The organism is Nocardia tengchongensis, assembly GCF_054781395.1.
In genome coordinates, this window is sequence record NZ_BAAGUM010000017.1 from 633,172 (window position 1) to 659,209 (window position 26,038).

23 protein-coding genes are annotated in these 26,038 nt (G+C 70.1%); 18 read left to right on the plus strand and 5 right to left on the minus strand.

Annotated features, from left to right (window positions below; all coding sequences use genetic code 11):
• Positions 1-12: 12 nt before the first annotated feature.
• Entirely contained in the window at positions 13-360 is a 348-nt protein-coding gene (locus tag ACYVKL_RS33935) for a GNAT family N-acetyltransferase (protein ID WP_379166977.1), read from the minus strand.
• A complete protein-coding gene (locus ACYVKL_RS33940; protein WP_379166974.1) occupies positions 357-1,874 on the minus strand; it encodes an MFS transporter in 1,518 nt (505 codons plus the stop codon). The genes ACYVKL_RS33935 and ACYVKL_RS33940 overlap by 4 nt, the downstream gene beginning before the upstream one ends.
• A 60-nt stretch (positions 1,875-1,934) precedes the next feature.
• Here ACYVKL_RS33940 and ACYVKL_RS33945 point away from each other — a divergent pair, with 60 nt between their 5' ends.
• The 11 genes from ACYVKL_RS33945 (at position 1,935) to holA (ending at position 13,018) form a co-directional block, all read left to right on the plus strand.
• On the plus strand, positions 1,935-3,203 hold the full coding sequence (locus ACYVKL_RS33945; protein WP_379166971.1) for a glutamate-5-semialdehyde dehydrogenase: 1,269 nt from the start codon (positions 1,935-1,937) through the stop codon (positions 3,201-3,203).
• Between the two features lie 71 nt (positions 3,204-3,274).
• Positions 3,275-4,159 (plus strand): AAA family ATPase, encoded by an 885-nt coding sequence (locus ACYVKL_RS33950; RefSeq protein ID WP_379166969.1) that lies wholly within the window; start codon positions 3,275-3,277, stop codon positions 4,157-4,159.
• A 49-nt stretch (positions 4,160-4,208) separates the two neighbouring features.
• Positions 4,209-5,660, plus strand: coding sequence for a vWA domain-containing protein (locus ACYVKL_RS33955; protein ID WP_379167906.1), 1,452 nt, complete (start codon positions 4,209-4,211; stop codon positions 5,658-5,660).
• A 95-nt stretch (positions 5,661-5,755) separates the two neighbouring features.
• Complete coding sequence (gene nadD / locus ACYVKL_RS33960) at positions 5,756-6,388, plus strand: nicotinate-nucleotide adenylyltransferase (RefSeq protein ID WP_357193171.1); 633 nt, start codon at positions 5,756-5,758, stop codon at positions 6,386-6,388.
• Positions 6,389-6,437: 49 nt separating this feature from the next.
• Positions 6,438-6,860, plus strand: a complete 423-nt coding sequence (gene rsfS / locus ACYVKL_RS33965; RefSeq protein ID WP_213557273.1) for a ribosome silencing factor — start codon at positions 6,438-6,440, stop codon at positions 6,858-6,860.
• Between the two features lie 5 nt (positions 6,861-6,865).
• The gene (locus tag ACYVKL_RS33970) at positions 6,866-7,516 is read left to right on the plus strand and encodes a histidine phosphatase family protein (protein WP_357195808.1); all 651 of its coding nucleotides are present in this window, start codon (positions 6,866-6,868) and stop codon (positions 7,514-7,516) included.
• Positions 7,506-8,309, plus strand: a complete 804-nt coding sequence (gene octT, locus ACYVKL_RS33975) for a diglucosylglycerate octanoyltransferase (RefSeq protein WP_379166965.1) — start codon at positions 7,506-7,508, stop codon at positions 8,307-8,309. The genes ACYVKL_RS33970 and octT overlap by 11 nt, the downstream gene beginning before the upstream one ends.
• Entirely contained in the window at positions 8,306-9,148 is an 843-nt protein-coding gene (locus ACYVKL_RS33980; protein WP_379166963.1) for a DegV family protein, read from the plus strand. Before octT ends, ACYVKL_RS33980 begins: the two co-directional genes overlap by 4 nt.
• 114 nt (positions 9,149-9,262) lie before the next feature.
• Entirely contained in the window at positions 9,263-10,438 is a 1,176-nt protein-coding gene (locus ACYVKL_RS33985; protein ID WP_379166961.1) for a ComEA family DNA-binding protein, read from the plus strand.
• On the plus strand, positions 10,435-11,994 hold the full coding sequence (locus tag ACYVKL_RS33990; protein WP_379166959.1) for a ComEC/Rec2 family competence protein: 1,560 nt from the start codon (positions 10,435-10,437) through the stop codon (positions 11,992-11,994). The genes ACYVKL_RS33985 and ACYVKL_RS33990 overlap by 4 nt, the downstream gene beginning before the upstream one ends.
• A gap of 49 nt (positions 11,995-12,043) precedes the next feature.
• Positions 12,044-13,018: a DNA polymerase III subunit delta gene (gene holA / locus ACYVKL_RS33995; protein ID WP_379166956.1), complete on the plus strand. Its 975-nt coding sequence runs from the start codon at positions 12,044-12,046 to the stop codon at positions 13,016-13,018.
• Positions 13,019-13,036: 18 nt separating this feature from the next.
• Here the strand turns inward: holA and ACYVKL_RS34000 are convergent, their stop codons facing one another.
• Together ACYVKL_RS34000 and rpsT are read right to left on the minus strand one after the other, a co-directional pair.
• Positions 13,037-13,786 (minus strand): LGFP repeat-containing protein, encoded by a 750-nt coding sequence (locus ACYVKL_RS34000; RefSeq protein WP_246598033.1) that lies wholly within the window; start codon positions 13,784-13,786, stop codon positions 13,037-13,039.
• Positions 13,787-14,006: 220 nt separating this feature from the next.
• Positions 14,007-14,270, minus strand: coding sequence for a 30S ribosomal protein S20 (rpsT, locus tag ACYVKL_RS34005; RefSeq protein WP_213557269.1), 264 nt, complete (start codon positions 14,268-14,270; stop codon positions 14,007-14,009).
• Positions 14,271-14,478: 208 nt separating this feature from the next.
• On the opposite strand from rpsT, the gene ACYVKL_RS34010 reads away from it, so the two are divergent.
• From ACYVKL_RS34010 to ACYVKL_RS34025, 4 genes are all read left to right on the plus strand, one after another.
• Positions 14,479-16,098 carry a circularly permuted type 2 ATP-grasp protein gene (locus ACYVKL_RS34010; protein ID WP_379166953.1) on the plus strand — a complete coding sequence of 540 codons (1,620 nt, stop codon included), beginning with the start codon at positions 14,479-14,481 and terminating at the stop codon, positions 16,096-16,098.
• 73 nt (positions 16,099-16,171) lie between these two features.
• Complete coding sequence (locus ACYVKL_RS34015; protein ID WP_379166951.1) at positions 16,172-17,143, plus strand: alpha-E domain-containing protein; 972 nt, start codon at positions 16,172-16,174, stop codon at positions 17,141-17,143.
• A complete protein-coding gene (locus tag ACYVKL_RS34020; protein WP_379166949.1) occupies positions 17,140-17,982 on the plus strand; it encodes a transglutaminase family protein in 843 nt (280 codons plus the stop codon). Before ACYVKL_RS34015 ends, ACYVKL_RS34020 begins: the two co-directional genes overlap by 4 nt.
• A gap of 63 nt (positions 17,983-18,045) precedes the next feature.
• On the plus strand, positions 18,046-18,825 hold the full coding sequence (locus tag ACYVKL_RS34025) for an aquaporin (protein ID WP_379166947.1): 780 nt from the start codon (positions 18,046-18,048) through the stop codon (positions 18,823-18,825).
• Positions 18,826-18,889: 64 nt separating this feature from the next.
• On the opposite strand, the gene ACYVKL_RS34030 is transcribed toward ACYVKL_RS34025, so the two are convergent.
• Positions 18,890-19,471, minus strand: a complete 582-nt coding sequence (locus ACYVKL_RS34030) for a type II toxin-antitoxin system PemK/MazF family toxin (protein WP_379166945.1) — start codon at positions 19,469-19,471, stop codon at positions 18,890-18,892.
• A 157-nt stretch (positions 19,472-19,628) separates the two neighbouring features.
• Between ACYVKL_RS34030 and lepA the strand changes: the two genes are divergently transcribed.
• From lepA to ACYVKL_RS34045, 3 genes are all read left to right on the plus strand, one after another.
• The gene (gene lepA / locus ACYVKL_RS34035; RefSeq protein WP_246598032.1) at positions 19,629-21,479 is read left to right on the plus strand and encodes a translation elongation factor 4; all 1,851 of its coding nucleotides are present in this window, start codon (positions 19,629-19,631) and stop codon (positions 21,477-21,479) included.
• A 505-nt stretch (positions 21,480-21,984) separates the two neighbouring features.
• Complete coding sequence (locus tag ACYVKL_RS34040; protein WP_379166943.1) at positions 21,985-24,222, plus strand: hypothetical protein; 2,238 nt, start codon at positions 21,985-21,987, stop codon at positions 24,220-24,222.
• On the plus strand, positions 24,219-26,033 hold the full coding sequence (locus tag ACYVKL_RS34045; protein WP_460773848.1) for a P-loop NTPase family protein: 1,815 nt from the start codon (positions 24,219-24,221) through the stop codon (positions 26,031-26,033). Before ACYVKL_RS34040 ends, ACYVKL_RS34045 begins: the two co-directional genes overlap by 4 nt.
• Positions 26,034-26,038 lie beyond the last annotated feature (5 nt).

Genomic DNA, 26,038 nt, shown 5'->3' on the forward strand with positions numbered 1-26,038 from the left:
CGCGACCCTAGTTCAGCGCGCTCGGCCCAGGGCGGATTCGACGGCGGCCTCGGCCTCGGGGGTGACGGGGTCGAGGATGTCGTCGAAGTCGTGATGCTTCTCGACATAGGCCTTCACGAAAGGGCAGATGGGGACGATGCGTTTACCCGCTGCCCGGGTGGCGGTGAGGGCGGCGCCGATGAGCTTCGAGGCGAGGCCCTGACCGGCGTAGGCGTCACCGATCTCGGTGTGGAAGAAGATGCGCTGGCCGCCGTGGTCCACGTAGGCGGTGAGGCCGGCGCGGGTATCGCCGAGCTTGATGGCGAAATGCTGAGGGACGGTGTCGGTGACCTGGGTGACGGTCGGTTCGGGCGTGGTCATGCGGGCTCGCTTTCGGTCGGGGTGTGATGGTCGGGTTCCAGCGGGGGGCTGGCGACGGCTGAGAAGGTGCGGCATTCCGGTTCACAGGAGGCCGGGGCGGTGCGCAGGGCGTCGTCGCGGACGGTGAAGAAGGCCAGGGCGGCCGCTGCCACCATGAGGACGGCGCAGGTGACGATGGCCAGATGGAAGCCGTGCGCGAAGTCGGGCGGGTTGGTGTAGGCCGCGCCGGTGAGGCCCGCGAGCGGCGGGATGGCCGCGACGCCGAGCAGGCCCGCGGCGCGGGCGACCGCATTGTTGACGCCGCTGGCCACGCCCGCGTGCCGTTCGTCGGCGGTGGCCAGCACGGTCGCGGTCAGGGGAGCCACCGCCAGGGTCAGGCCGAGACCGAAAACCATTGCGGCGGGCAGCACATCGCGCAGGTAAGAGGTGTGCACGCCGACGCGGGTCATCAGCAGCATGCCCGCCGCGGCGAGCAGCACGCCGATCGTGATGGGCAGGCGCGGGCCGATGCGCTGGGCCAGCGCGCCCGAGCGGGCCGAGAACAGCAGCATGAGCACGGTCACCGGGAGCATGGCGGTGCCCGCGGCGATCGGGTTGAACCCGGCCACCACCTGCAAGGTCAGCACCAGCAGGAAGAACACCACGCTCATCGCCCCGTACATGACGAAGGTGACCACGTTGATGGCGGTGAACTGCTTGGAGGAGAACACATTCACCGGCAGCATGGCCGCGGGGTCCGCGTCCGCGTGTGAGCGCCGCCGCTCGATCACCACGAACGCCACGCCTGCGGCGATTCCCGCGATCGCGCTGCCCCACACCAGCATTCGATTCGCGTCGTGTTCGGGGGCCATGGTCAGCGCGTAGGTGAGCCCGGCCAGGCACAGCGCCGCCAGCACCGCGCCCAGCACGTCGAAGCGCCCGTGCGCGGTCGCATCCCGCGTCTCGGGCACATGCTTGACGGTCACCGCGATCACCAAGGCGGCCAACGGGATATTGAGCAGGAACACCCAGCGCCAGCCCGCGGCCTCGACCAGCCAGCCGCCCAGGAACGGCCCGATCGCGCCGGCCACGCCACCCAGCCCGGACCAGGCCCCGACCGCGCGCGACCGCTCCTCGGGCCGGAACGAGGCTTGGATGATGGCCAGCGACCCGGGCGTCAGCAGCGCGCCGCCCACACCTTGCAGGGCGCGCGCCGCGATGAGCATCGAAATGTCCTGCGCCGCACCGCACAGCGCCGAGGCGATGGCGAACCACACCACCCCGATCAGGAACACCCGCCGCCGCCCGTACCGGTCGCCCAGCGACCCGCCGAGCAGGATCAGCCCGGCCAAAGTGAGCGTGTAGGCGTTCACGGTCCATTGCAGGCCGGCCATGGAGGCGCCGAACTCGTCGCCGATCCGTGGCAGCGCCACATTCACGACGGTGGCGTCCAGCATGGCCATCCCCGAGCCGAGGACGGTGGCGAGTAGAACCCATCGACCGGTGCCCGAAGACAACCGGATGCTCGCGGTCATGCGTCCAAGGTAACAACCTGCCCGTGACCGGCGTCGGAACGCGGTCAGTAATCTGTCGGTATGACTGCTGCCACGACCACCGACCGGGACGCCGTCCGCGAGGCGGTGCACGACGCGGCGCGCCGGGCCCGGGTGGCGTCGCGGACGCTCGCTCAGCTCACCACCGCGCAGAAGGACGCCGCGCTGCACGCCGCGGCCGACGCGCTGCTCGCCGCCAAGAACGCCGTCCTCGCCGCCAACGCCGAGGACATCGAGATCGCCAAGGCGGCCGGCACCGCCGAATCCCAGCTGGACCGGCTGCGGCTGACCGAGGCCCGGATCGACGGGATCGCGGCCGGACTGCGTCAGGTCGCCGCGCTGCCGGATCCGATCGGCGACGTGGTGCGCGGCAAGACGCTGCCCAACGGCCTCGAGATCCGCCAGGTGCGGGTGCCGCTCGGCGTGGTGGGCATGGTGTACGAGGCGCGCCCCAATGTCACCGTCGACGCCTTCGGGCTGGCGCTCAAGTCGGGCAACGCCGCGCTGCTGCGCGGGTCGTCCTCGGCGGCGCACTCGAACGCGGCGCTGGTGCTGGTGCTGCGTGAAGCCCTTGCGGCGCAGGGACTTCCGGCCGACGCCGTGCAGCTGCTGCCCTCGGAGGACCGTTCCAGCGTGACCCACCTGATCCAGGCCCGCGGCCTGGTCGACGTGGTCATTCCGCGCGGCGGCGCCGGCCTGATCAACGCGGTGGTGCGCGACGCCCTGGTGCCGACCATCGAGACCGGCACCGGCAACTGCCACGTGTTCGTGCACAAGGACGCCGATCTGGATATGGCCGAGTCCATCCTGATCAACGCCAAGACCCGGCGGCCCTCGGTGTGCAACACCGCCGAGACCGTCCTGATCGACCGCGCCATCGCCGAGGTGGCCGTGCCGCGCATGATCAAGGCCCTCGAGGACAAGGGCGTCACCATCCACGGCGACCTGCCGGGTCTGGTGCCCGCCACCGACACCGACTGGGCCGACGAATACCTGTCCCTCGACATCGCGCTGAAGGTCGTCGACGATCTCGACGCCGCAGTCGAGCACATCAACGAATGGGGCACCGGCCACACCGAGGCCATCGTGACCGCCGACCTGAAGGCCGCCCGCGAGTTCAGCGCCCGCGTGGACGCCGCCGCCGTCATGGTCAACGCCTCGACCGCGTTCACCGACGGTGAGCAGTTCGGCTTCGGTGCGGAGATCGGCATCTCGACCCAGAAGCTGCACGCCCGCGGACCGATGGGCCTGCCCGAACTGACCTCCACCAAGTGGATCGTCTGGGGCGACGGGCAGATTCGCCCCGTGTAGTAACCCGGCTTCGCCGGTTGGAATTGGCGTCTCGGGGCTTTCCCCGGACCCCCGAATCAGGAGGACCGCCCGTGGCTCCGACCACCGCGCCCATCCAGGAGCCGATCTTCTCGTCGGTCGACGACGTGATCGAGCGGCTCGCCCATACCGGCTACCTGGCCGACAAGGCCACCGCCACCTCGGTGTTCCTCGCCGACCGGCTCGGCAAGCCGCTGCTCATCGAGGGTCCCGCCGGTGTCGGCAAGACCGAGCTGTCCAAGGCCGTCGCCCAGGTCGCGGGCGCGGAACTGGTGCGCCTGCAGTGCTACGAGGGCGTGGACGAGGCGCGGGCGCTCTACGAGTGGAACCACGCCAAGCAGATCCTGCGCATCCAGGCCTCCTCGGAGAACGACTGGGCCGAAACCAAGGCCGACGTCTTCACCGAGGAATTCCTGCTGGAACGCCCGCTGCTGACCGCCATCCGGCGGGACGAGCCGACGGTGCTGCTCATCGACGAGACCGACAAGGCCGACGTCGAGATCGAGGGCCTGCTGCTCGAGGTGCTCAGCGACTTCTCGGTCACCGTGCCGGAATTGGGGACCATCAGCGCCACCCGCAAGCCGTTCGTGGTGCTCACCTCCAACGCCACCCGCGAGCTGTCCGAGGCGCTCAAGCGCCGCTGCCTCTACCTGCACATCGACTTCCCCGACGAGGAGCTCGAGCGCCGCATCCTGGCCAGCCGGGTCCCGGAGCTGAAGCCCGCGGTGGCGGCGCAGCTGGTGCGGATCGTGCACGTGCTGCGCGGCATGCAGCTCAAGAAGCTGCCCTCGGTCGCGGAATCCATCGACTGGGCGCGCACCCTGCTCGCGCTGGGCGCGAAGGACCTCGACGACAAGACCGTGCGGGCCACGCTCGGAGTGGTGCTCAAGCACCAGGCCGACCACGTGCGCGCGCAGGCCGAGCTGAAGCTGGCCTGAGGCCATGTCGGGCCGCGAGAACGCGCCGCGCGGACTGGTTTCGGCCGCCATGCGGGCCTTCACCAGCAGTGGCACCCCGGCCGAGCCGGTGGCCGTGCCGGGACCGACGGCCGAGCACGGGCTGCCCGGACACCTGGTCGGCTTCGTGGAAGCGCTGCGCCGCCGGGGAATTCCGGTCGGGCCGTCCGAAACCGTGGACGCCGGACAGGTTCTCACCGTTCTGGACCTGATGGACCGGGAGGCTCTGCGCGAGGGTCTGGCGTGCGCGCTGCTGCGCCGCACCACCCAGCGCGCCACCTTCGACGGCATGTTCGACCTGTGGTTCCCGGCCGCGCTCGGTGAACGGATCGGCGCCGAGGAGGTCGAGCTGCCGGTCAAACCAGACGGCAATATCGACATCCTCGAACTGCGGAAGATGCTGGCGGAGTTGCTGGTTCAGGACCCCTCCGGCGAACAGGCGCAGCAGTTGCAGGCGCTGGCCGCACAGATGGTCGACCAGATGGGCCAGTACCAGGCCGCGGGCGGGCCGTCCTTCTCCGCCTACCAGACGCTCAAGGACCTCCAGCCCGAACTGCTGGTGAGCAAGATCCTCGCCGGGCTCGCGCAGGGTATGGACAACTCCGACTTCGACACCGAGGTCGCCCGGCGTGCGGCGCGTCAGCGCATCAAGAACTTCCGCGGCACCGTCGAGGCCGAGACCCGCCGCCGGGTCGCCGAACGCATCGGCCGCGAACGCGTCGCCACCTACGGCGTCGCCCGCCAAGCCGAGGACGCCGACTTCCTGCGCATCTCGCAGACCGAACTCGACGAATTGCGCCGCGGCAGCCAGCGGCTGGCCCGGGTGCTGGCCTCCCGGCTGGCCGCGCGCCGCCGGCGCTCCCGCCGCGGCGAGATCGACCTGCGCAAGACCATGCGCAAATCCATGTCCACCGGCGGCGTTCCGGTCAACCTGGTCACCCGTAAGCCGCGGCCCGGCCGCCCGGATCTGGTACTGCTGTGCGACATCTCGGGTTCGGTGGCCGGATTCTCCAGCTTCACGATGCTGCTGGTAAACGCCCTGCGCGAGCAGTTCTCCCGGGTCCGCATCTTCGCGTTCGTGGACCGGGTGGACGAGGTCACCGGGCTGTTCGACGCGGCCACCCCGCTGGACCAGCTGACCCGGCGCATCTTCACCGAGGCCGAGGTCGTCGGCATCGAGGGCCACTCCGACTACGGCTCGGCCCTGGAGGGCTTCGCCGAACGGTTCCCCGACGCTGTCACCAGCCGCACCTCGCTGCTGATCCTCGGCGACGCCCGCACCAACTACCGGGACCCGGCCCTGGACACGCTGCGGCAGCTGGTCGAGACCGCCAAGCACGCGCACTGGCTCAACCCGGAAGCCGAGAAGATGTGGGGCACCGGCGATTCCGCCGCCAACCGCTACGCCGACATCATCGACATGCACGAATGCCGGTCCGCCCGGCAGCTGACGGCGCTGGTCGGCCGCCTGCTGCCGGTGTGACACGGGCCGATGGCCGCCAGGATTCCGGGCGGCCGGTCCGTTCCGGCCCCGCCGGTGCGCGAGCACCGGCATAGCCCCCGGTAAGCTCGCTTTTCGTGCATACGAACGGCCGCCGCAAGCTGGGCGTGATGGGCGGCACCTTCGACCCCATCCACCACGGGCACCTGGTCGCGGCCAGTGAGGTCGCCAACCGGTTCGACCTGGACGAAGTGATCTTCGTCCCCACCGGTCAACCCTGGCAGAAAGGCGACCGGCCGGTCAGCGCCGCCGAGGACCGCTACCTCATGACGGTCATCGCCACCGCCTCCAACCCGCGGTTCTCGGTCAGCCGCGTCGACGTGGACCGGGGCAAGGAGACCTACACCGTCGACACCCTGCGCGACCTGGCCGAACTGCATCCCGACGCGGATCTGTACTTCATCACCGGAGCGGACGCGCTGGCCAGCATCCTCACATGGCAGGATTGGTCCGAACTGTTCGAGCTGGCGAAATTCGTCGGCGTGACCCGTCCGGGGTACGAATTGAATATCGACCATCTCGCCGACTTCCTTCGGGACTACCCCGAGGGCACGGTCACGATGGTCGAGATCCCGGCCCTGGCCATCTCGTCGAGCGAATGCCGGCGACGGGCGGGGGAGGGCCGCCCGGTGTGGTACCTCGTCCCGGACGGGGTCGTCCAATACATATCGAAACGGCACCTCTACGTGCCGCAGGACAGCGCATCGTGAAGGTGCCAGGAGCGTGCAATGTGAAAGTACGCAGGGAAGAGGTAGCAGGGTGACAGCATCGGTCGAAGCGGTCAAGATGGCGACGGTGGCCGCACTGGCCGCCGACGAGAAGCTGGCCGTCGACGTGGTCGTGCTGGATGTCTCCGAGCAGCTGGTCATCACCGACTGCTTCGTGATCGCGTCCGCGCCCAACGAGCGCCAGGTCAACGCGATCGTCGACAACATCGAGGACAAGCTCCGCGATGCCGGATACAAGCCGGTGCGCCGCGAAGGCACCCGTGAGGGCCGCTGGGCGCTGCTCGACTACGTGGAGATCGTGATCCACGTCCAGCACGAGGACGAGCGCGACTTCTACGGCCTCGAGCGGCTCTGGAAGGACTGCCCGCAGGTGGCGGTCGAGGGGATCGGCGACCCGCGCACTGCGGCTGCGGACGCCACGACAGTAGAAGACAAGGCCGGGGACGACGAGTGAGCAAGATGGCCGGCGTCCGCCGGTTGATTCTGTTGCGGCACGGGCAGACCGAATGGAATGCCACCGACCGCATGCAGGGCCAGACCGACACCGAACTCAGTGACATCGGCAGACGCCAGGCCAAGGACTGCGCGCCCGACATGGCGACCAGTGATCTGATCGCCATCGTCTCCTCCGATCTCAAGCGTGCCCACGACACCGCGCTCGCCGTCGCCGAATGCGCCGCCATGCCGGTCGTCACCGACACCCGCCTGCGCGAGACCAATCTCGGCGACTGGGAGGGCATGGACCACCGCCAGGTCGACGCCGAGTTCCCCGGCGCCCGCAAGGCGTGGCGGCTCGACGCCCGATTCACCCCGCCCGGCGGCGAATCCAAGCTCGAGGTCGGCGCGCGAGCGCTGCCCGTGGTGCAGGAACTCTTCGCCACCCGCGAGGACTGGCCCGGCCGCAGCGTCATGCTGGTCGCGCACGGCGGGCTCATCGCCGCGCTCACCGCGGCCCTGCTCGACCTGCCCGAGGCGAGCTGGCCCGCCCTGGGCGGCCTGGCCAACACCAGCTGGGTGCAGCTGACCAGCCACGGCCCCGGCATCGAGAAGCCCGGCTGGCGCCTGGACGTCTGGAACGCGGTCGCGAAGGCGGCTCCCGATGCCCTCTGAAATCGATGGCGTCGCCGAGTCCAAGACCGAAGCGGCGCAGGATGATTCGGTGATCGAGGCCGTGCCGCAGCGCAAGGTGCTGGTCGTGGTCGCGGACTCGCTGTCCTACTTCGGACCCAAGGGCGGACTGCCCGCGAACCATCCCCGCATCTGGCCCAATCTCGTTGCCGCCGAACTCGACTGGGACGTCGAGCTGGTGGCGCGGATCGGCTGGACCTGCCGCGACGCCTACTGGGCGCTGATCGGCGACCCGCGCATCTGGGCCGCCGTGCCGAACGCCGGCGCGGTCGTGTTCGCCACCGCGGGCATGGACTCGCTGCCCTCGCCGCTGCCCACCGCGCTGCGCGAACTGATCCGCTACACGCGTCCTGCCGGGCTGCGCCGCCGGGTGCGCGAGGCCTACAACTGGCTGCAGCCGCGCCTGTCCCCGCTGGGGTGGCCGGTGGCGCTGCCGCCCGCGGTGAGCGTCGACTACCTGGAGCAGTCGCGGAACTCGCTGGCGCAGTTGCGGCCCGAACTGCCGTTCGTGGCGGTGCTGCCGTCGGTGCACAAGTGCGAGGCCTACGCCGAGGTGCACACCGGGCGCGAACCCATGGTGCGGGCCGTGTCGGCCTGGGCCGCCGAGCACGACGTGCCGCTGGTCGATCTCGGGGAAGCCGTGCGCGACAACGTGTTCAACGGCCCCGCCAACCCCGACGGCATCCACTGGGGCTGGGAAGGGCACACCGCGGTCGCCCGGGCCATGGTGAAGGTGCTGACCGAGGTGACCGCCGACGAGGTTCACACTGCATGACCGTGGTGGTGGTGACCGATTCGTCGGCCAGTCTTCCGGCCGACCTCATCGCCGACCTGGGTGTGCTGGCGGTACCGCTGCACGTGTTGGTCGACGACCGTGAGATCCGCGAGGGCATCGACGACTGCGATATCGACTACGGGTCCTCGCAGGTCACCACCTCCGCCGCCTCGCCGGGCGACCTGCGCGCGGTCTACGAGCGTGCGCTCGAGCTCAGCGACGGCGACGGCGTGGTGGCCGTGCACATCTCGCGGCAGCTGTCGGGCACCTGGGAGGCCGGACGGCAGGCCGTGCGCGACATGGACGCCGCCCACCGCATCCGCCTGGTCGACTCGCTGAGCGCCGGACTCGGCACCGGGCTGCCGGTCCTGGCCGCCGCCCGCCGCGCCCGCTCCGGCGAGCCCCTCGACGTCGTCTACGACTCCGCCGTCGCCGCGGCCAGCCGCGGCCGCGCCTTCATCGTCGTCAACCGCACCGAGCAGCTCCGCCGCGGCGGCCGATTGACCTCCGCCGCAGCCTTCTTCGGCTCCGAACTGGTCACCAAACCGATCCTGCAGATCGTCGACGGCCGTCTGGAACTGCGCGAGAAGGCCCGCACCCGATCCAAGGCCTTCACAAAACTCATCGCCGCCGCCGTGGACGCGGCCGGTGAGGACGGCGCGGCCGTCGCCGTCCAGCATCTGGGCGCCGCCGACGCCGCCAACACCATCGCGGGTCAGCTCCGGGACTTGATCCCCGGCATCCGCGAGGTCATCATCAGCGAATTCGGCCCGACCCTCGGCGTGCACCTGGGCGTGGGGGCCGTCGGCGCCCTGGTGGTCCCGGGCGGCTGCGGCTAGCCCGGCAGCCAGCGGAAACTCGGTTGTCCACAGGGCAATCCGCTATCCACAGGCCGAGTGAAATCCCAGCTCGCGCAATCCGGCCCGACCGCAGCGGCTCCTACCGTGAGCCACATGCCGCAACTCGACGAACGCACCCCACTCCAGCGCCTCAGCTCCCGCGCCGGCTTCGAACCCCGCCGCGCGGACGCCGAAACCGGACCTGGCCCAGCACCATTCGCGTCGGCAGGGGAGCCGCACGCCGCGCGCTGGGACGAAGAGTCCCTCGACCATCTGCTCGAGCCGAACCACTCCGACCCCGTCCGTGAGCATTCCGAACCCGCACCGCCCGTCTGGCTGTCCGAGCCGTGCGGCCCGGTCTCCCTCTGGCACGAACGACTCGTCCCCGAACGCTTCCGCGGTACCCGCTGGGATCCCGGTCCCCGCGGTGTCCTCGTCATCGCCGCGCTCGGCCTCCTCGCCATCCTGATCGCGGGCTACGTCTCGCTGCGTGAAACGCCTGTGTCCCAACCGGTTCCGCCCATCGCCGCCCTCACCGAACCGGTCCCCGCCGACCAGGGCTCGCCCCCGGCCGGCGCTGCTGCCGCCCCGGGGGTGGACCCCGCCGCACCCGACGCGGCCGTGCCCGGACCCGTTGCGCCGCCCGGAGCCACCGTGCCGTTGGGTGGTTCGCCCGTGACCGTGGTGCCCGGAGCCGCCGCGTCCCCGCCTACCCCGCTGCGAGTGCCGGGCCGGGCCGACGCCCCTCAGCCGGGGCGAAACCCGGCCGGTCCCACCGCAACCGCCGTGCCGGCCGGCACCGCCGTATCCGCCGAGCTGGTCGTCAGTGTGGTGGGCCTGGTCGAGCACGGCGGGCTGCGCCGCTTCCCCTCCGGGGCCCGGGTAGCCGACGCCCTGCGCGCAGCGGTTCCGCGCCCCGAAGCCGACCTGTCCACCCTCAATCTCGCCCAGCCCCTCACCGACGGCGACCAGATCGTCATCGCCCGCACCGCCGCCCGCCCCACGCCCCAACAGTCCGGCAGCACCATAGTGAATTCCGCTCACCCCGTTGCGGTTTCACCTTCCTCGCCAGGCCCACCCCGCCCCACCGCCCCGGCCGCGAAGGTCAACCTCAACACCGCCACCGAAACCGAACTCGACACGCTCCCCGGCGTCGGCCCCGTCACCGCCAAAGCCATCCTCACCTGGCGAGCCCGCCACGGCCGCTTCACTTCCGTCGACCAACTCTCCGAAATCGACGGCATCGGCCATTCCCGCCTCACCCGCCTCCGCGACCGGGTGACGGTATGACCGCCACCGAACGCGCCGAGGCCGGCGCGCGTGGGTCGATCGAGGCATCCGAGGTGTTGGATGCACGGCTGGTGCCGGCGGCTGTGTGCGGCTGGGGCGCAACCGTGGTGGCGCTGGTGGTGGGGTGGCAGGCGGGTGTCGGTGTGGCTGCCGGGTGTGTCGCGGCAGGGGCGGGGGTGTTGGCGTTGGCCCTGCGGCGGGCACGGACGGGGCGGGTCAGTGGCGTGGTGTGGGTTGTGTTGGGGGCCTTGTTGATCGGGGCGGGGTTCGGGGTGGCGGGAGCGTGGCATGCGCATCGGGTGCAGGCGCATCCGCTGGGGGCGGTGCGGGCCGGGCAGCGGGTGGTGGCGGTGGTGGAGGTGGGGGATGACCCGAAGCGGGTGTCGGCCAAGTCGTTCGGGGGTCCGAAGGTCATGGTGCGTGCCGGGTTGGTGGAATACCGGTTGGGTGGCCGCGTGGTGCGCTCCGGCGGGGCGGTGACGGTGGTGGCGCCGGCCGCCGGGTGGCGGGGGTTGCTGCCGGGGCAGCGGGTGGAATTCGGTGCGCGCGTGGCGCGTCCGTGGCGATCCGACCTGACGGTGGCCGTGCTGCGCGCCGACGGGGCGCCGGTCTCGGCGAGTGCGCCACCCTGGTGGCAGCGCGCCGCCGGGCTGGTGCGCAGCGCCTTCGGGAGCTCGGCCCATCGGGCGCTGTCGGAGGATGCGGCGGGCCTGTTGCCGGGGCTGGTGATCGGCGATACCTCCGGGCTGACCGAGCACGTTCAGGAGAACTTCCGAGAAACCGATCTCGCCCATTTGACCGCTGTCAGCGGCGCGAACATCACCATCCTGCTGGGCGCGGTGCTGGTTTCGATGCGCGCGCTCACCGTGGATCCGCGGATCGGGGCGATCGCGGCGGGGGCGGCGCTGGTCATGTTCGTGATCCTGGCCCGGCCGTCGCCGAGCGTGCTGCGAGCGGCGGTGATGGGAGCCATTGCGCTGCTCGCGCTGTGCACCGGGCGCCGGAAGCAGGCGCTACCCGCGCTGTGCGCCGCGGTGCTCGGATTGCTGGCCTGGTCACCGGGGCTGGCGGTGGATGCCGGGTTCGCGCTGTCGGTGCTGGCCACGGCGGGGCTGATCGTGATCGCGCCGGGATGGTCGGAATGGCTTCGCGCGCACGGCTGGTGGCGGATTCCGGCCGACTCCTTCGCGGTCGCCGCGGCGGCCTTCGTGGTCACCACGCCGCTCGTCGTCGCCCTGACCGGACATCTGAGTCTGGTCGCGATCGTGGTGAACATGCTGGTGGAGCCGGTGATCGCGCCCATCACGATTCTGGGCGCGCTGGGCGCGGCGCTGGCCGTCGTGTGGTGGCTGCCCGCCGCCGTGGTCCTGCACTGCACCGCCCCGCCGCTGTGGTGGCTGCTGACCGTCGCCGACCGGGCGGCCGCGCTCGGCGCGTCGGTCGCGCTGCCCACCGGGTTGCGGTCGGGTCTGGTCGCCGCGGTGGTGTGCGCCCTGGTGATCGCGGGTCTGCGGCCGCGTGGTCGCGCGGACCCGGAGGGCGCGGGCTCCGGCTGAGCGGGTGCGGGATGCGAGGGGTGTCGGGGCGGACTCGTAGGATCGGGGCGTGAACCAGCGACCCGCGCCCCTGCATCTCGTGCTCGGTGAAGAGGAATTGCTGATCGAACGGGCGGTGGCGGGGATTACCGCGCAGGCCCGCGCGGCCTCCGCGGATCCGGGTTCGTTGCCGGTGGATCGGCGGCGGGCCGGGGACGCGAGCACACCGGAGCTGGCGGAGTTGTTGAGTCCCTCGCTGTTCGCGGAGGACCGATTGATCGTCCTGGAGTCGGCGGCCGAGGCGGGCAAGGACGCGGTCGCGGTGATTCAGGACGCGGCGTCCTCGCCCCCGGAGGGCGCGGTGCTGGTGGTCCTGCACAGCGGCGGCGGCCGGGCCAAGGCGCTGGCGCCGGCCTTGCAGAAGCTGGGCGCGGTGGTGCACAACTGCGCGAAGCTGACCAAGGCGGGCGAGCGGATCGAGTTCGTGCGCAACGAGTTCCGGGCCGCGAACGTGAAGGTGTCCGCCGACGTGGTGCAGGCGCTGCTGGAGGCGGTCGGCTCGGACCTGCGCGAACTGGCCGCCGCCAGTTCGCAGTTGGCGGCCGACACCGGCGGCAAGGTGGATATCGCGGCGGTGCGCCAGTACTACTCGGGCAAGGCCGAGGTGACCGGGTTCGAGGTCGCCGATCTGGCCGTGTCCGGGGATCGGCCCGCGGCCATGGAGGCGCTGCGCTGGGCCATCGACCGCGGTGTCCCGGCGGTGCTGCTCGCCGACGCCCTCGCGGATTCGGTGCACACCATCGCACGGGTCGGCTCGGCCGGGCGCGGTGACCCGTTCAAGATGGCCGGCGATCTGGGCATGCCGCCGTGGAAGGTGAAGAAGGCCCAGGGCCAGGCCCGCGGCTGGACCGGGGCGACCATCGGGGCGGCGCTGCAGGTGGTGGCCGCCCTCAACGGCGAGGTGAAGGGCCAGGCGGCCGACGCGAATTACGCGCTGGAGCACGCCCTCTCGCGCATTCTGGAGCTGCGCGAGAGTGCCACCTAGGAGCTCGCTCCCGAAGAGTTAGCTCTCCGGCTTCCAGACGATCTTGCCGCCGGAGAAGTCCTGGGCCTTGCCGCCCTCGTAGTCGTACTCGTCGCCGGTCGGGAAGCCGTAGCGGCCGTTCTCGGCACCGTTGCGCACCCAGGTGTCGCGGATCGCGCCCCACACGATGTGGGTGCCGGTCTTGGCGGTGGAGTAGATGGCTCCGCCCTCGAACAACTGAATGTGCGTGGTGGAGCTGTTGGTCTTGTTCTCGTCCGCGATGGGGAAGCCCAGCGGGCTGTTCTCCCAGCCGACGGAGGCGAACTTGTCGCGGATCACGCCGCTGAGCACATGGGTGCCCGAACCGATCGACCAGTAGATCGAGCCGCCCTGGAAGTGCTGGAAGCGACCGGGCTTGCCGGTCTGCCCCTCGTCGGTGACCGGGTACTTCATCGAGCCGGACTCCGAGCCGGTGCCGCGCCACTTGTCGCGGATGGCGCCGCCGATGGCGTGCGCGTCGGTGGCGGGGGTCCAGTAGATGGAGGCGTTGTTGACGAAGTCCTGCTTCTTGCCGCCGCCGGCCGCATCGGTCTCGGGGGTGGTGGGGTCGCCGAAGGCGTCGGGCCCGCCCGCGCGGTCGTATTCGGCCTCGATGGCCCCGCCGACCTCGAACGGCCCGATGGGTCGTGCGGTCGCGACACCCATTCCGGTGGTCAGCGCGACCGCGGCCACGCTGGCGGCCAGGGTGCCGCGGGTCCAGTAGGAACGGTTGTCACGCAGCGATGCCAAGAGAACTCTCCAGTACAGGTTTCGATTTCACCCCGACGGTGTCGCAGCCATCCTGCTGTGTGCCGCCGGAGTGAGCAAGTCTTGCCGACACAGTCGACATAGCGGCCGAATCCGTTACGGCGGTCACAACACGAGGCCCGGTACGACAAAAACCGCCGTGGTCATCGTGGCCACGGCGGCTATTCGAAAGCATGATGTCCGGTAGTGCTACCGGAGCAGGTCAGCCGAGCTTGTTGAAGGCCAGCGACAGCGCCGACTTCTTGTTGGCAGCCTGGTTGGCGTGGATGACACCCTTCGAGGCGGCCTTGTCCAGGCTCTTGCTCGCCGACTGCATCAGGCCGAGCGCCTTGTCCTTCTCGCCCGCAGCCGCGGCCTCGCGGAACTTGCGGATCGAGGTGCGCAGCGCGGACTTGACCGACTGGTTGCGCTGGCGCGCAAGCTCGTTGGTACGGATCCGCTTCATCTGGGACTTGATGTTGGCCACGCCTGTTTCCTCGTGTTCCTTCGTTTGGTGTGTATGCGGGATGCAAAGTCTTCGTGCGCACTACGAGATCGGCAGTTGCAGCACCGACCGTCGAGGTTACCAGGCTACGGGTCGAGGTATGAAATCGGCCCGGTCCGCCACATGGCCGAAACCAGAAATTTATCGCCGTCCAACTGCGCGTTGCCCCTGCGTGATGGACCATTTTTGCATGGCCGCGCGCACTCCCGCCACAGTTGCTCCCACCGGGCTCGAGCGCGAGAAATCGGATAAATCTGGCGTATTCACCGGCTATCAGCCGGGCCGCTATCACCGCGCCTACGACGAGATGTTCGATTCCGCGGGCCGCCCGCGCGCGCCCTACCGGGGCATATTCAATGCGCTGGCCACCATCGACGCCGAGGATTTGGCCGCCCGCGCCGAGGCGCTCGACCGCGCCTTCGTCGATCAAGGCATCACCTTCTCGCTGTCCGGGCAGGAACGACCCTTCCCGCTCGACCTGGTGCCGCGGGTGATCGCCGCCACCGAATGGTCCAAACTCGAGCGCGGCATCAAACAGCGGGTGCGCGCCCTCGAAGCCTTCCTCGCCGACATCTACGGCGAGCAGACCATCCTGCGCGACGGCGTGATCCCCAAGCGCCTGGTCACCTCCTGCGCGCACTTCCACCGCGAGGCCGCGGGGCTGGTGCCGCCCAACGGGGTCCGCATCCACGTGGCCGGCATCGACCTGGTGCGCGACGAGCACGGGGATTTCCGGGTGCTGGAAGACAATCTGCGCTCACCGTCGGGTGTGTCCTATGTGATGGAGAACCGCCGCACCATGGCGCGCGTGTTCCCGGACCTGTTCGCCTCGCACCGGGTGCGTGCCGTCGGCGACTACCCGGCCCACCTGCTGCGCGCCCTGCGCGCCGCGGCCGCCCCCAACGAGGCCGACCCGACCGTGGTGGTGCTGACGCCGGGCGTCCACAACTCCGCCTACTTCGAGCATTCGCTGCTGGCCCGGCAGATGGGCGTGGAACTGGTCGAGGGCCGCGACCTGTTCTGCCGCGACAACGTCGTCTACATGCGCACCACCGCGGGGGAGCGGCAGGTCGACGTCATCTACCGCCGCATCGACGACACCTTCCTCGATCCCATGCAGTTCCGGCCGGATTCGATGCTGGGGGTGGCCGGGATCCTGAACGCGGCCCGCGCGGGCACGGTGGTGCTGGCCAACGCGGTCGGCAACGGGGTAGGCGACGACAAGCTCGTTTACACCTACGTGCCCGCCTTCATCGAGTACTACCTGGGCGAGAAGCCGATCCTGCCCAATGTCGACTCCTACCGCTGCTGGGAACCGGCCGAACGCGACGAGGTGCTCGACCGGGTGGCCGAACTGGTGATCAAACCGGTGGAGGGCTCCGGCGGGTACGGCATCGTGATCGGCCCGGCGGCGAGCACCCGGGAACTCGAGGCGACCCGGCGCAAGGTGCGGGCCGATCCGCGCGGCTGGATTGCCCAGCCGGTGGTGCAGCTGTCCACGGTGCCCAGCAAGATCGACGGCCGCCTCGCGCCCCGGCACGTGGACCTGCGCCCGTTCGCGGTCAACGACGGCGACGACATCTGGGTGCTGCCCGGCGGCCTGACCCGGGTGGCGTTGCCCGCGAACTCTCTGGTCGTGAATTCCAGTCAAGGGGGCGGTAGCAAGGACACCTGGGTGCTGGCCCCGAGAACCTCGGTGGCGCAACGGGAATTGGCGGGCTCGGAGCTCGTCGGCGAATTGCATCTGGCCCCGGAACGCGATCAGTCCCGGGAGGTCTCTTCCGTCCGGACCAAACAACAGCAACAGTAGATAACAGCAGGTAATCGAGAACATCGGCGGCAATGGCGCTCGGCAGGTGGTTACAGCGTTAGGTGGTCGGATCATGTTGGCGCGCAATGCCGAATCCTTGTTCTGGATCGGGCGATATGTCGAGCGTGCCGAATACACGGCGCGCATTCTGGACGTCGCGGTGCATCAACTGCTGGAGGACGCGACCGTCGATCCGGATCGGACCTCGCGAGTTCTGTTGCGGGTCCTGGGCATCGAGCCGCCCGAGGTCGAGCAGGAATTGGATGTCTGGTCGGTGACCGAGCTGGTCGCCTTCGGCCGCGACGGCGGCTCGATCGTCGATTCCATCGGCCGGGCCCGCGAGAACGCGCGGGGCGCACGGGAAGTCACCTCCACCGAGATGTGGGAGTGCCTCAACACCACCTTCAACGGCCTGGCCGCGGCCGAGCGGGCGGCGCGGGCGCTGGGGCCGCACCAGTTCTGCCACTACATCACCGACCGGGCCGCCATGTTCGTCGGACTCTCCGATTCCACCCTGAGTCGCGACGACGGGTACCGGTTCCTGCTGCTGGGCCGGTCCATCGAACGCGTCGACATGACCGTGCGCCTGCTGCATTCGCGCGCCGGCGACCGCACCTCGTCCCCGGCCTGGGTGACGGTGCTGCGTTCGGCCGGCGCCCACGACCCCTACCTGCGCACCCACCGCGGCGTGCTGGACGCCAATCAGATCGCCGAGTTCATCCTGCTGGACCGCCTGTTCCCGCGGTCGGTGTTCCATTCGCTGCGGGTGGCCGAGGCGTGCCTGCAGGAATTGGATCAGCGGCCCAACAGCCGGTTCGCGGCCCGCCACGAGGCGCATCGGCTGCTCGGCCGGGCGCGCAGCGAACTGGAGTTCCTGCCCTCGACGGTGCTGCTCGAGGACCTGCCGAGCCGGCTGCTGTGGCTGCAGCAGACCTGCCGCGACGTGGGGGAAGCCGTGGCGCTGCAGTACTTCCACGCCGAATCGTGGGTGGCGTGGACGGGGTTGCACGGCCGCAACTCCGAGCGGATGGAGGAACCGGCATGAGCTGGCGCATGCGGGTGGTGCACACCACCGGATACGTGTACGACGCGCCGGTCGCCCGGTCGTTCAACGAGGCCCGGCTCACGCCGCGCGCCGACAGCAGGCAGAACGTGATCCTCAATCGCGTCGACACCGTGCCCTCGACCCGGTCCTACCGGTACATCGACTACTGGGGGACCGCGGTGACCGCCTTCGACCTGCACGCCCCGCACACCGAACTGGAGGTGACCAGCGCGTCCGTGGTCGAGACCGAGCCGTTCGCGGGCCCGCCCGAGGAGCTGTCCTGGGAGGAACTGCGCGACGACGGCATCGGCGACCGCTTCGACGAACTGCTGAACCCGACCGAGTTCGTGCCCCGCAATCGCCGGCTGGCAACGGTGTCCAAGCAGCTGGCCCGCGGCGTGCCGCCGGCCAAAGCGGTTGTCCGGGCGGCGGAGTGGGTGCACCGGGAGATGAACTATCTGGCCGGGACGACCTCGGTGCACACGTCCGCGGTGCAGGCCTTCGCCGAACGGCAAGGCGTGTGCCAGGATTACGCGCACCTCACGCTGCTGCTGTTGCGCGGCATGGGGATTCCCAGCCGGTACGTCTCGGGCTATCTGCATCCCGATCCGGCGGCCGAGGTCGGCCACACCGTGGCGGGCCAGATGCACGCCTGGGTGGAGGCCTGGACCGGGCAGTGGTGGGGCTACGACCCGACCAACAACATCGCCGTCACGGAGCAACACGTGTCAGTTGGTGTCGGACGTGATTACGCGGATGTGCCCCCCTTGAAAGGTATCTTCAGCGGAAGCGGCTCGACGGATCTCGAAGTGGTGGTGGAAATAACCCGCCTGGCCTGACGTTTTCCGGCGCGCGCCGCTTGCTCTTGTCGGTGCGTTGTCCATGCAAGCGGAAGGTAGCCGATGTCTCCCACAGCTCAGGAAGTAGCCGAGGACCTAACCGATCTACAACCACCCACCCTGGGGCGCAAGGTGTTCGCCGAGGCGCTCGGCACCTTCGTGCTGGTCCTGGGTGGCGTCGGCACCGCGGTGCTGGCCGGGAGCCGGGTCGGTGCGCTCGGTGTGGCGCTGGCCTTCGGCTTGACGCTGCTGTTCCTGGTGTATTCGATCGGACCGATCTCGGGTTGCCACGTGAACCCGGCGGTCACCGTCGGTCAGCTGCTGCTGGGGCGGGTGACGATCGTGGTCGCGGCGGCCTACTGGGTCGCGCAGATCATCGGCGGCCTGATCGGCGGCGCGGTCATCTACGCCGTCGCCAAGAACCTGCCCTCCTACGACCGCGCCAAGGACGGCCTGGGCGCGAACGGCTGGGGTGCGCACAGCCCGTCCAAGCTGACGCTCGGTGAGATCACCATCAACGGCTACGGCCTGGCGGCGGCGATCACCGTCGAGGTGATCCTGACCGCGCTGCTGGTGTTCGTGGTGCTGGCGTCGACCGATCAGCTGTCGGATGTGCCGCTCGCGGGTCTGTCGATCGGCCTGACGCTGGCCGTGATCCACCTGATCTCGATTCCGGTGGACAACACCTCGGTGAACCCGGCCCGCAGCATCGCGGTGGCCTTCTATCAGGACGGCGCGGCCGCGCAGCTGTGGGCGTTCATCGTGTTCCCGCTGATCGGCGGCGCGCTCGGCGCCCTGGTCTACAGCCTGATGTTCGGCCGCTCCCGCAACATGATCAGCTGAGCCGGATCGTTCCCGGCCCCCGTTCCGTTCCGGAGCGGGGGCCGGTGCGTTTTCCGGGAAGGCGCTAGTGCCAGTGGTATTCGGCGCACAACCGGTGCGCCACCTTGTCGAAGGTCTTGCGGGGCAGGATCGCGCCCTCGCGGCGGATGCCCATCTCGGGGACGTCGAGCACCCGATCCAGCCGCACCCAGCTGTCGCGTCCGTCGTGGTCCCACGCGCCGCTGCCGATACCCACCCAGTTGCCGTGATGCGCGTGATCGGAATTGGAGGACAGCATCAACCCGAGCAGGGTGCCGCCTTCGCGGCCGACCACCAGCACCGGACGGTCCTTCCCGTTGTCCGGGTCCTCCTCGTAGGGCACCCAGGTCCACACGATCTCGCCCGGGTCGGCCCGCCCGTCCAGCTGCGGGCTGTAGACGATCATGCGAGCGCGCTCATGCGACGGCACCCCCGCCGACGACGTCGGCCGCACATTCACCCCCGGCCCCTTGCGCGGCGCCCCCACCGCTTCGAGCGCACGACCCCACATCGTCGACTGCCGCACCCGTCCGATCAACTTCGGGGCCTGCTGCGTGACGAGCTGAGCACCCTGCTCCTTAGCCACGATCCCCAACTGCTTCCCCAGAGCGTTCCACCTTCCGGCCATAGTCCCGCAGCCTAACGGCGGACAAGCCGAATCTCATCCGCACCGGATTCGCCTGCGGGGACGCGTCGTTCGCGCGCGGGGAACACCGGGGCGAGGACATCCCGTCCAGCACCGTAGACTTGCTGGTTGACATGCCGCTGTTTCGCCATGCCGAGGAGTGACTCCGATTAGCAGCTTCGCCGACAAGACGTTCACCGATCCCAGCCGGATCAGGAACTTCTGCATCATCGCGCACATCGACCACGGGAAATCGACCCTGGCCGACCGCATGCTGCAACTCACCGGTGTGGTCGAGGAGCGCGCCATGCGCGCCCAGTACCTGGACCGCATGGATATCGAGCGGGAACGCGGCATCACCATCAAGGCGCAGAACGTGCGGCTGCCGTGGAATGTCGACGGTGAGGACTATGTTCTGCACCTGATCGACACCCCGGGGCACGTGGACTTCACCTATGAGGTGTCCCGCGCGCTCGAGGCCTGTGAGGGTGCGATCCTGCTGGTCGACGCCGCGCAGGGCATCGAGGCGCAGACCCTGGCCAATCTCTACCTGGCCATGGACAAGGATCTGACGATCATTCCGGTCCTCAACAAGATCGACCTGCCGGCCGCCGACCCGGACCGCTACGCCGCCGAGCTCGCCCACATCGTGGGCTGCGAGCCGGAGGACGTGCTGCGGGTGTCCGGCAAGACCGGTGTCGGTGTGGCCGAACTGCTGAACGAGGCCGTCCGCGTGGTGCCGCCGCCGGTCGGCGAGGCCGACGCCCCGGCGCGCGCCATGATCTTCGACTCGGTGTACGACACCTACCGCGGCGTCGTCACCTATGTGCGTGTGGTGGACGGCAAGCTCACCCCGCGCCAGAAGATCAAGATGATGTCCACCGGCGCGACCCACGAACTGCTGGAAATCGGCATCGTCTCGCCCGAACCCAAGCCCACCCAGGGCCTCGGCGTCGGTGAGGTCGGCTACCTAATCACCGGTGTGAAGGACGTGCGGCAGTCCAAGGTCGGTGACACCATCACCTCGCAGCGCGACGGCGCGACCGAGGCGCTGACCGGCTACCGCGAACCGCGGCCGATGGTCTACTCCGGTCTGTACCCGGTCGACGGGTCGGACTACCCGAACCTGCGTGACGCGCTGGACAAGCTGCAGCTCAACGATGCCGCGCTGACCTATGTGCCGGAAACCTCTGTCGCCCTGGGCTTCGGCTTCCGCTGCGGCTTCCTGGGCCTGCTGCACATGGAGATCACCCGCGAGCGGCTCGAGCGCGAGTTCGGCCTCGACCTGATCTCCACCGCCCCCAACGTGATCTACCGCGTGGTCATGGAGGACGGCACCGAGCATGTCGTCACCAACCCGTCGTACTGGCCCGAGGGCAAGGTGCGCGAGATCTACGAGCCCGTCACCCGCTGCACCGTGATCGCGCCGAGCGAGTTCATCGGCACCATCATGGAGCTGTGCCAGTCCCGCCGCGGCGAGCTGCTGGGCATGGACTACCTGTCGGAGACCCGCGTCGAGATGCGGTACACGCTGCCGATGGCGGAGATCATCTTCGACTTCTTCGACTCGCTGAAGTCGCGCACCCGCGGCTACGCCTCGCTCGATTACGAGGAGGCGGGCGAACAGCAGTCGGCGCTGGTCAAGGTGGACATCCTGCTGCAGGGCGAGGCGGTCGACGCCTTCTCGGCCATCGTGCACAAGGATGCCGCCCAGGCCTACGGCCACAAGATGACCACCAAGCTGCGCGAACTGATCCCGCGCCAGCAGTTCGAGGTGCCGATCCAGGCCGCCATCGGCTCGAAGGTCATTGCGCGCGAGAACATTCGGGCGATTCGCAAGGACGTGCTCGCCAAGTGCTACGGCGGTGACATCAGCCGTAAGCGCAAGCTGCTCGAGAAGCAGAAGGAAGGCAAGAAGCGGATGAAGACGATCGGTCGCGTGGAGGTGCCGCAGGAAGCCTTCGTGGCCGCGCTCTCGACCGACTCGGCGTCGGACAACAAGAAGAAGTAGTAGCCCCGACTCTCCGGGCTCCCGTGCCCCACTCCCTTTGGGAGCGGGGCACAGTACTAGGTGCGGGTGGGTGTCCGTGCTCGGTCGCGTGCGCGAGGCCGGCATCGCCGACGCCACGCGATCATCGGCCCCGGCCCCGGCCCCGGCCCCGGCCCCGGCCCTGGCCCTGGCCGCGGCCCCGGACCCGGCCGCGATGGCGGTTGCGATCACGGCGGTTGGGCGACCCCGACCGTGTCGGCACGCCGAGTTCGTGTTGGATAAGGGCGGGTTGGGGTTAGGGTGTGGGAAGTCGGGGGCGGCCGCTCAGATGCAAGGTTCGGTATGCACACCGAAAATGGGGCTTCCGTACAGATATGCCGGATGACAAGCTGTGTGGCACACCGTTGAGCACACCATCGCCTACCTGGTGGATGTGACAGACCGGTTATCCGGAAATAGGGTGTGAAACGAGTTTGGTTCGGTGGCCCGCGTGCGGTGCCGCCGGAGCCCTGAGAGCGGAGCCAGCATGACACGTGATCTGCCCTTCGACGATGCTTCCGGTGCCGATGACAACGATGGGGACGCCGCCTATCGCATTGCCAACGGCGTCGCGCGCGTGGCTCGGGGTGGCGCGTACGTCACGGGCGGCGCGCTCATCGCGGCCGGCGGCAGTCGCGGCGGAACTCCGGCCATCGATCACGACAGCAAGAACGTGGGCTGGTCGCAGGCCGAGGACCCGCAGCCGAACGTGCCCAGCCCGACCGTCACCTTCCCGGACCTGACCGTGGATTCCCTGCCCCAGCACCACGGTCCCGTGGTCGCGCCGGTGAATGGCGTCTTCGGCCCGCTCGGCGAATACCACGGCACCGATGCCGGTCTGTCCTTCGATGCGATCCCGGGCGGCACGCCGGCGGGCGGCGGGTTCCACGGCATCGGCCTGCCCGACGCCGACTCCAGCCTGTCCGCCTTCCCGACCTACGGCCCGCGCCCCGGCTGGGGGCTGCCGATGGACAGCGACCCGGCCGCCGAAGTCGAACCGGCCCAGGATCGTCCGGAACTGCCGTCGCTGGAGCAGCCGCAGCAGCCCGGATTCGGCCTGCCCGGCTTCGGTCAGGGTCTGCCCGGTTTCGCGCTGCCCGGCTCCGACGCCATGCACCTGCCCGGGATGGGCGCGACGGGTCTGGTACCCGATCACCAGACCGCGCTTCCCGACCACTCCGGCGCGTTCGACGGCGTCGGCGCGACGGCCGGACAGGGCACCGGCGTGTTCCTCGGCACCGATTGGGCTTTCGACGCGCACATCGGCCTGGACGGCGTGTGGTTCCACTCCAATCTGAAGGCCGACCTGGGTGTCGGTGCGGTCGGGCACCAGCTCGACTCCTACAACCAGCAACTGGGACAGGGGATTTCGCACATCCCCGAGAACACCACCCTGCCCAACGGCGGCGGTTCGTCCGCCGTGCCGGGTACGCCCGCGGCGCAGTCCGGTCAGCCCGCCGACAAGTCCGGCGCCGCCACTCCCGCCGCGGTGAATGCTGTTCCGGCACACGGGTCTTCCGATGCGCCGTCCGGTGTCGCGCCCGGTTCCGGTGCGCCGGGCACGGGTTCGCCGGTCGCGCCGTCGGGTACGCCGCTGGCGTCCTCGACCGCTCCGGTGGCGTCGTCGCCCGCGTCCGGGTTGCCGGCCGCGGCGCCGGTCGCGCCCGCGCCGTCGAATCCGATCGCGCTCACCACGATCGCGCCCGCGCCGGCCCCGCAGCCGGTGCCGTCGGTGCCCGCCGCGGTGCCGCCGGTGTCGGCGCCGCCCGCCGCCGCGGTCCCGGTCGCGCCGGTGACGGTGGCCCAGCCGGTCGCGGTGACGCCGTTGCAGACCACCATTCAGCCCGACGCCGCCAACCAGCCGATCGCGAATCTGCTGTCGCACGGTGGTCCGTCGCCGCTGACCGCGCCCGCGTCGGTGGCCCCCGCGCTGTTCGACCACGGTCGTGCGCCGGTGCTCGCCGCCGGTGACCCCGGCACCCCGGGTCAGCATCCGACGACGCTGGCTAACAAGCCGGTACCCGCGCCCACCCCGGTGACCGCCGCGCCGCACGCCCCCACGCCGGTCAAGGCCGATCCCGGCCCGGCGCTGACCGTGCCCGCGATCCCGACCAAGATTCCGGGTCTGGACGATCTGACCAAGGGCCTGGGCTCGCCGTCGACCATCGCGCCCGTGACCCCGCCGGTGAACACCGGCGACACCGATATCACCCCCAAGCCGCACACCCCGATCGACGACACCGGGACCCGTCCCACCGTGCCGCCGGTCACCGTGCCCGGTGACGATCCCGGCTCACATCAGCCGACGGTGACCGTCGCGCCGCGCCCGACCGTCCCGACGGTGGCGCCGACCGTGCCGAGCGTGCCGGATCACGGTGGGCAGCCCACTGTTTCGGTCGCGCCCGCGCCGACGGTGGCTCCGGCTCCGAACGTGCCGTCGCCGATCACCACCCCGCCGCACATCGATCCGCCCGCCCAGGTGAAGCCGATGGCGGACCGGACCGACTCCGGTCTGCACGCGCAGCCGATCTCCGCCTTCGTCCCGGTGCATGATTCGGTGCTGCCGGTGCAGGATGCGCCGCTCGCGGTGCATGATTCGCTGCTGACCGTGCACGACGGGGGCCTGCACGCCGCCGGTCTGTTCTCCGGTCTCGGCGTGGACGCCGGTTACGCCGATGCCGGTGTCCCGGCGCACGGTCCGGGCGATCACATGCTGCTCCTGTGAGCGCGGCGAGTCATCAGGTAGCGGTGAAGAATACCGATGCGCTGGGTCCGCTGGTCGAGTTGCTCGATCGGCTGCTGGAACTGACCCACGCGTCCGGTCGCCTCGATCTTTCGGGGCGGCTGGGCATCGCCCGGGCGCGCCTGGCCGATCCGCGGGTGCGGCTGGTCGTGGTGGGCGAATCCAAGTCCGGGATGAGCACGCTGGTGAACAGCCTGGTCGGGGCCGCGGTGAGCGCCACCGACGGCCAGGCCAGTGTCCCGGTGATCGCCGAGTACGGTCCGCAGCCCGCGGCCACCCTGGTGCGGGCCGGTGCGGGTGGTACCGCGCAGCGCACCGCGGTGGATCCGCATGCGGCGCTGGCGGAATTGGCCTCCGGTGAGGTCATCCGGGCCGAGTTCACGCAGCCTAGTCCGCTGCTGGCCGAGGGCTTCGTGGTGCTGGACGCGCCGGGCTCGCCCGGGGATTCCCCGGCCACCTGGTCGCTGATCGCGGCCGCGGACGCGGTGTTGTACGTGGCCGACGCGCGCGCCCCGTTCACGCCCGCGCAGATCGAGCAGCTGCAGCGCATCGAGCAGGTGTGCCCGACGGTCGTCTGCGTGCTCAACAAGATCGACCAGTATCCGCAGTGGCCGCAGGTGCAGCAGCACGACCGGCAGCTGCTCGACGACGCCGCGCTGGCCTTCGCGGTCGCCCCTGCCTCGGCGCGGGTGCACGCGCACGCCGTCGCGACCGGCGACGGGCAGCTGGATCTGGAATCCGGTGTGCCGCAACTGCTCGACCATCTGCGCTCGCATGTGCTGGGCCGCGCCGACGCGGTCGCGGTGCAGGCCGCGGTGCGCGATATCGGGCTCATCACCGACCATCTGTCGCTGGCGTTGCGCAGCGAGGCCGAGACGCTGCGCGATCCGCGCCGGCTGACCGTCGTCACCGAGCAGTTGCGCCGCACCCGCGAGGAGGCCGAGCAGCTGCGGCAGCGCACCGCCAACTGGCAGGTCACCCTCGCCGACGGTGCGGGCGAGCTGATGGCCGACACCGAACACGATCTGCGGCACCGGCTGCGCAGCCTGATCCGCGACGCCGACGCCGACATCATGAAGGGCGATCCGTCCAAGGGCTGGAACGACTTCGGCGCCGATCTGGACGCCAAGATCTGCGAGGCGGTGGAGGAGAACTTCGTCATCGCCCACTACCGGTCGGTGGAGCTGGCCGAGCAGGTGGCCGCCAAGTTCCCCGAGAGCGGTATCCCGACTCCGGATCTCAAGCTGGACAATCCCGGCGACGTCGGCGCGGTGCTGGAACCGGTGGCCGCGCTGGACAAGCTGGACAGCGCCAAACGCGGCATCACCGGTCAGGTGCTGACCGCGCTGCGCGGCTCCTACGGCGGCCTGCTCATGGTCGGCTTGATCACCAGCCTGCTGCACATGTCGCTGGTGAACTGGTACTCCGGCGGCGCGGCGATCCTGTTGGGCCTCAACGCCTTGTGGGACGACCGCAAGGCCCGCCGCCAGCGCCGCCAGTCCGAGGCCAAGGTGGCGGTGGCGCGGCTGATGGACGACGTGATCTTCCAGGTGAGCAAGGAATCCCGCTACCGGCTGCGCGCGGTGCAACGCAGCCTGCGCGATCACTTCACCGAGATCGCCACGGCCACCCTGCGTTCGGTGGACGCCTCGCTGCGCGCGGCGGAGGAGGCGGCCACGGTGGGTTCCGGCGCGGGCCGCGAGGCGCGGCTCACCGAGATCGACCGCGCGCTGGTCCGGTTGCGCGACATCCGCGAGCACGCCGACGCCATCGGCGAGCATCGCGCGTACTGACTCGG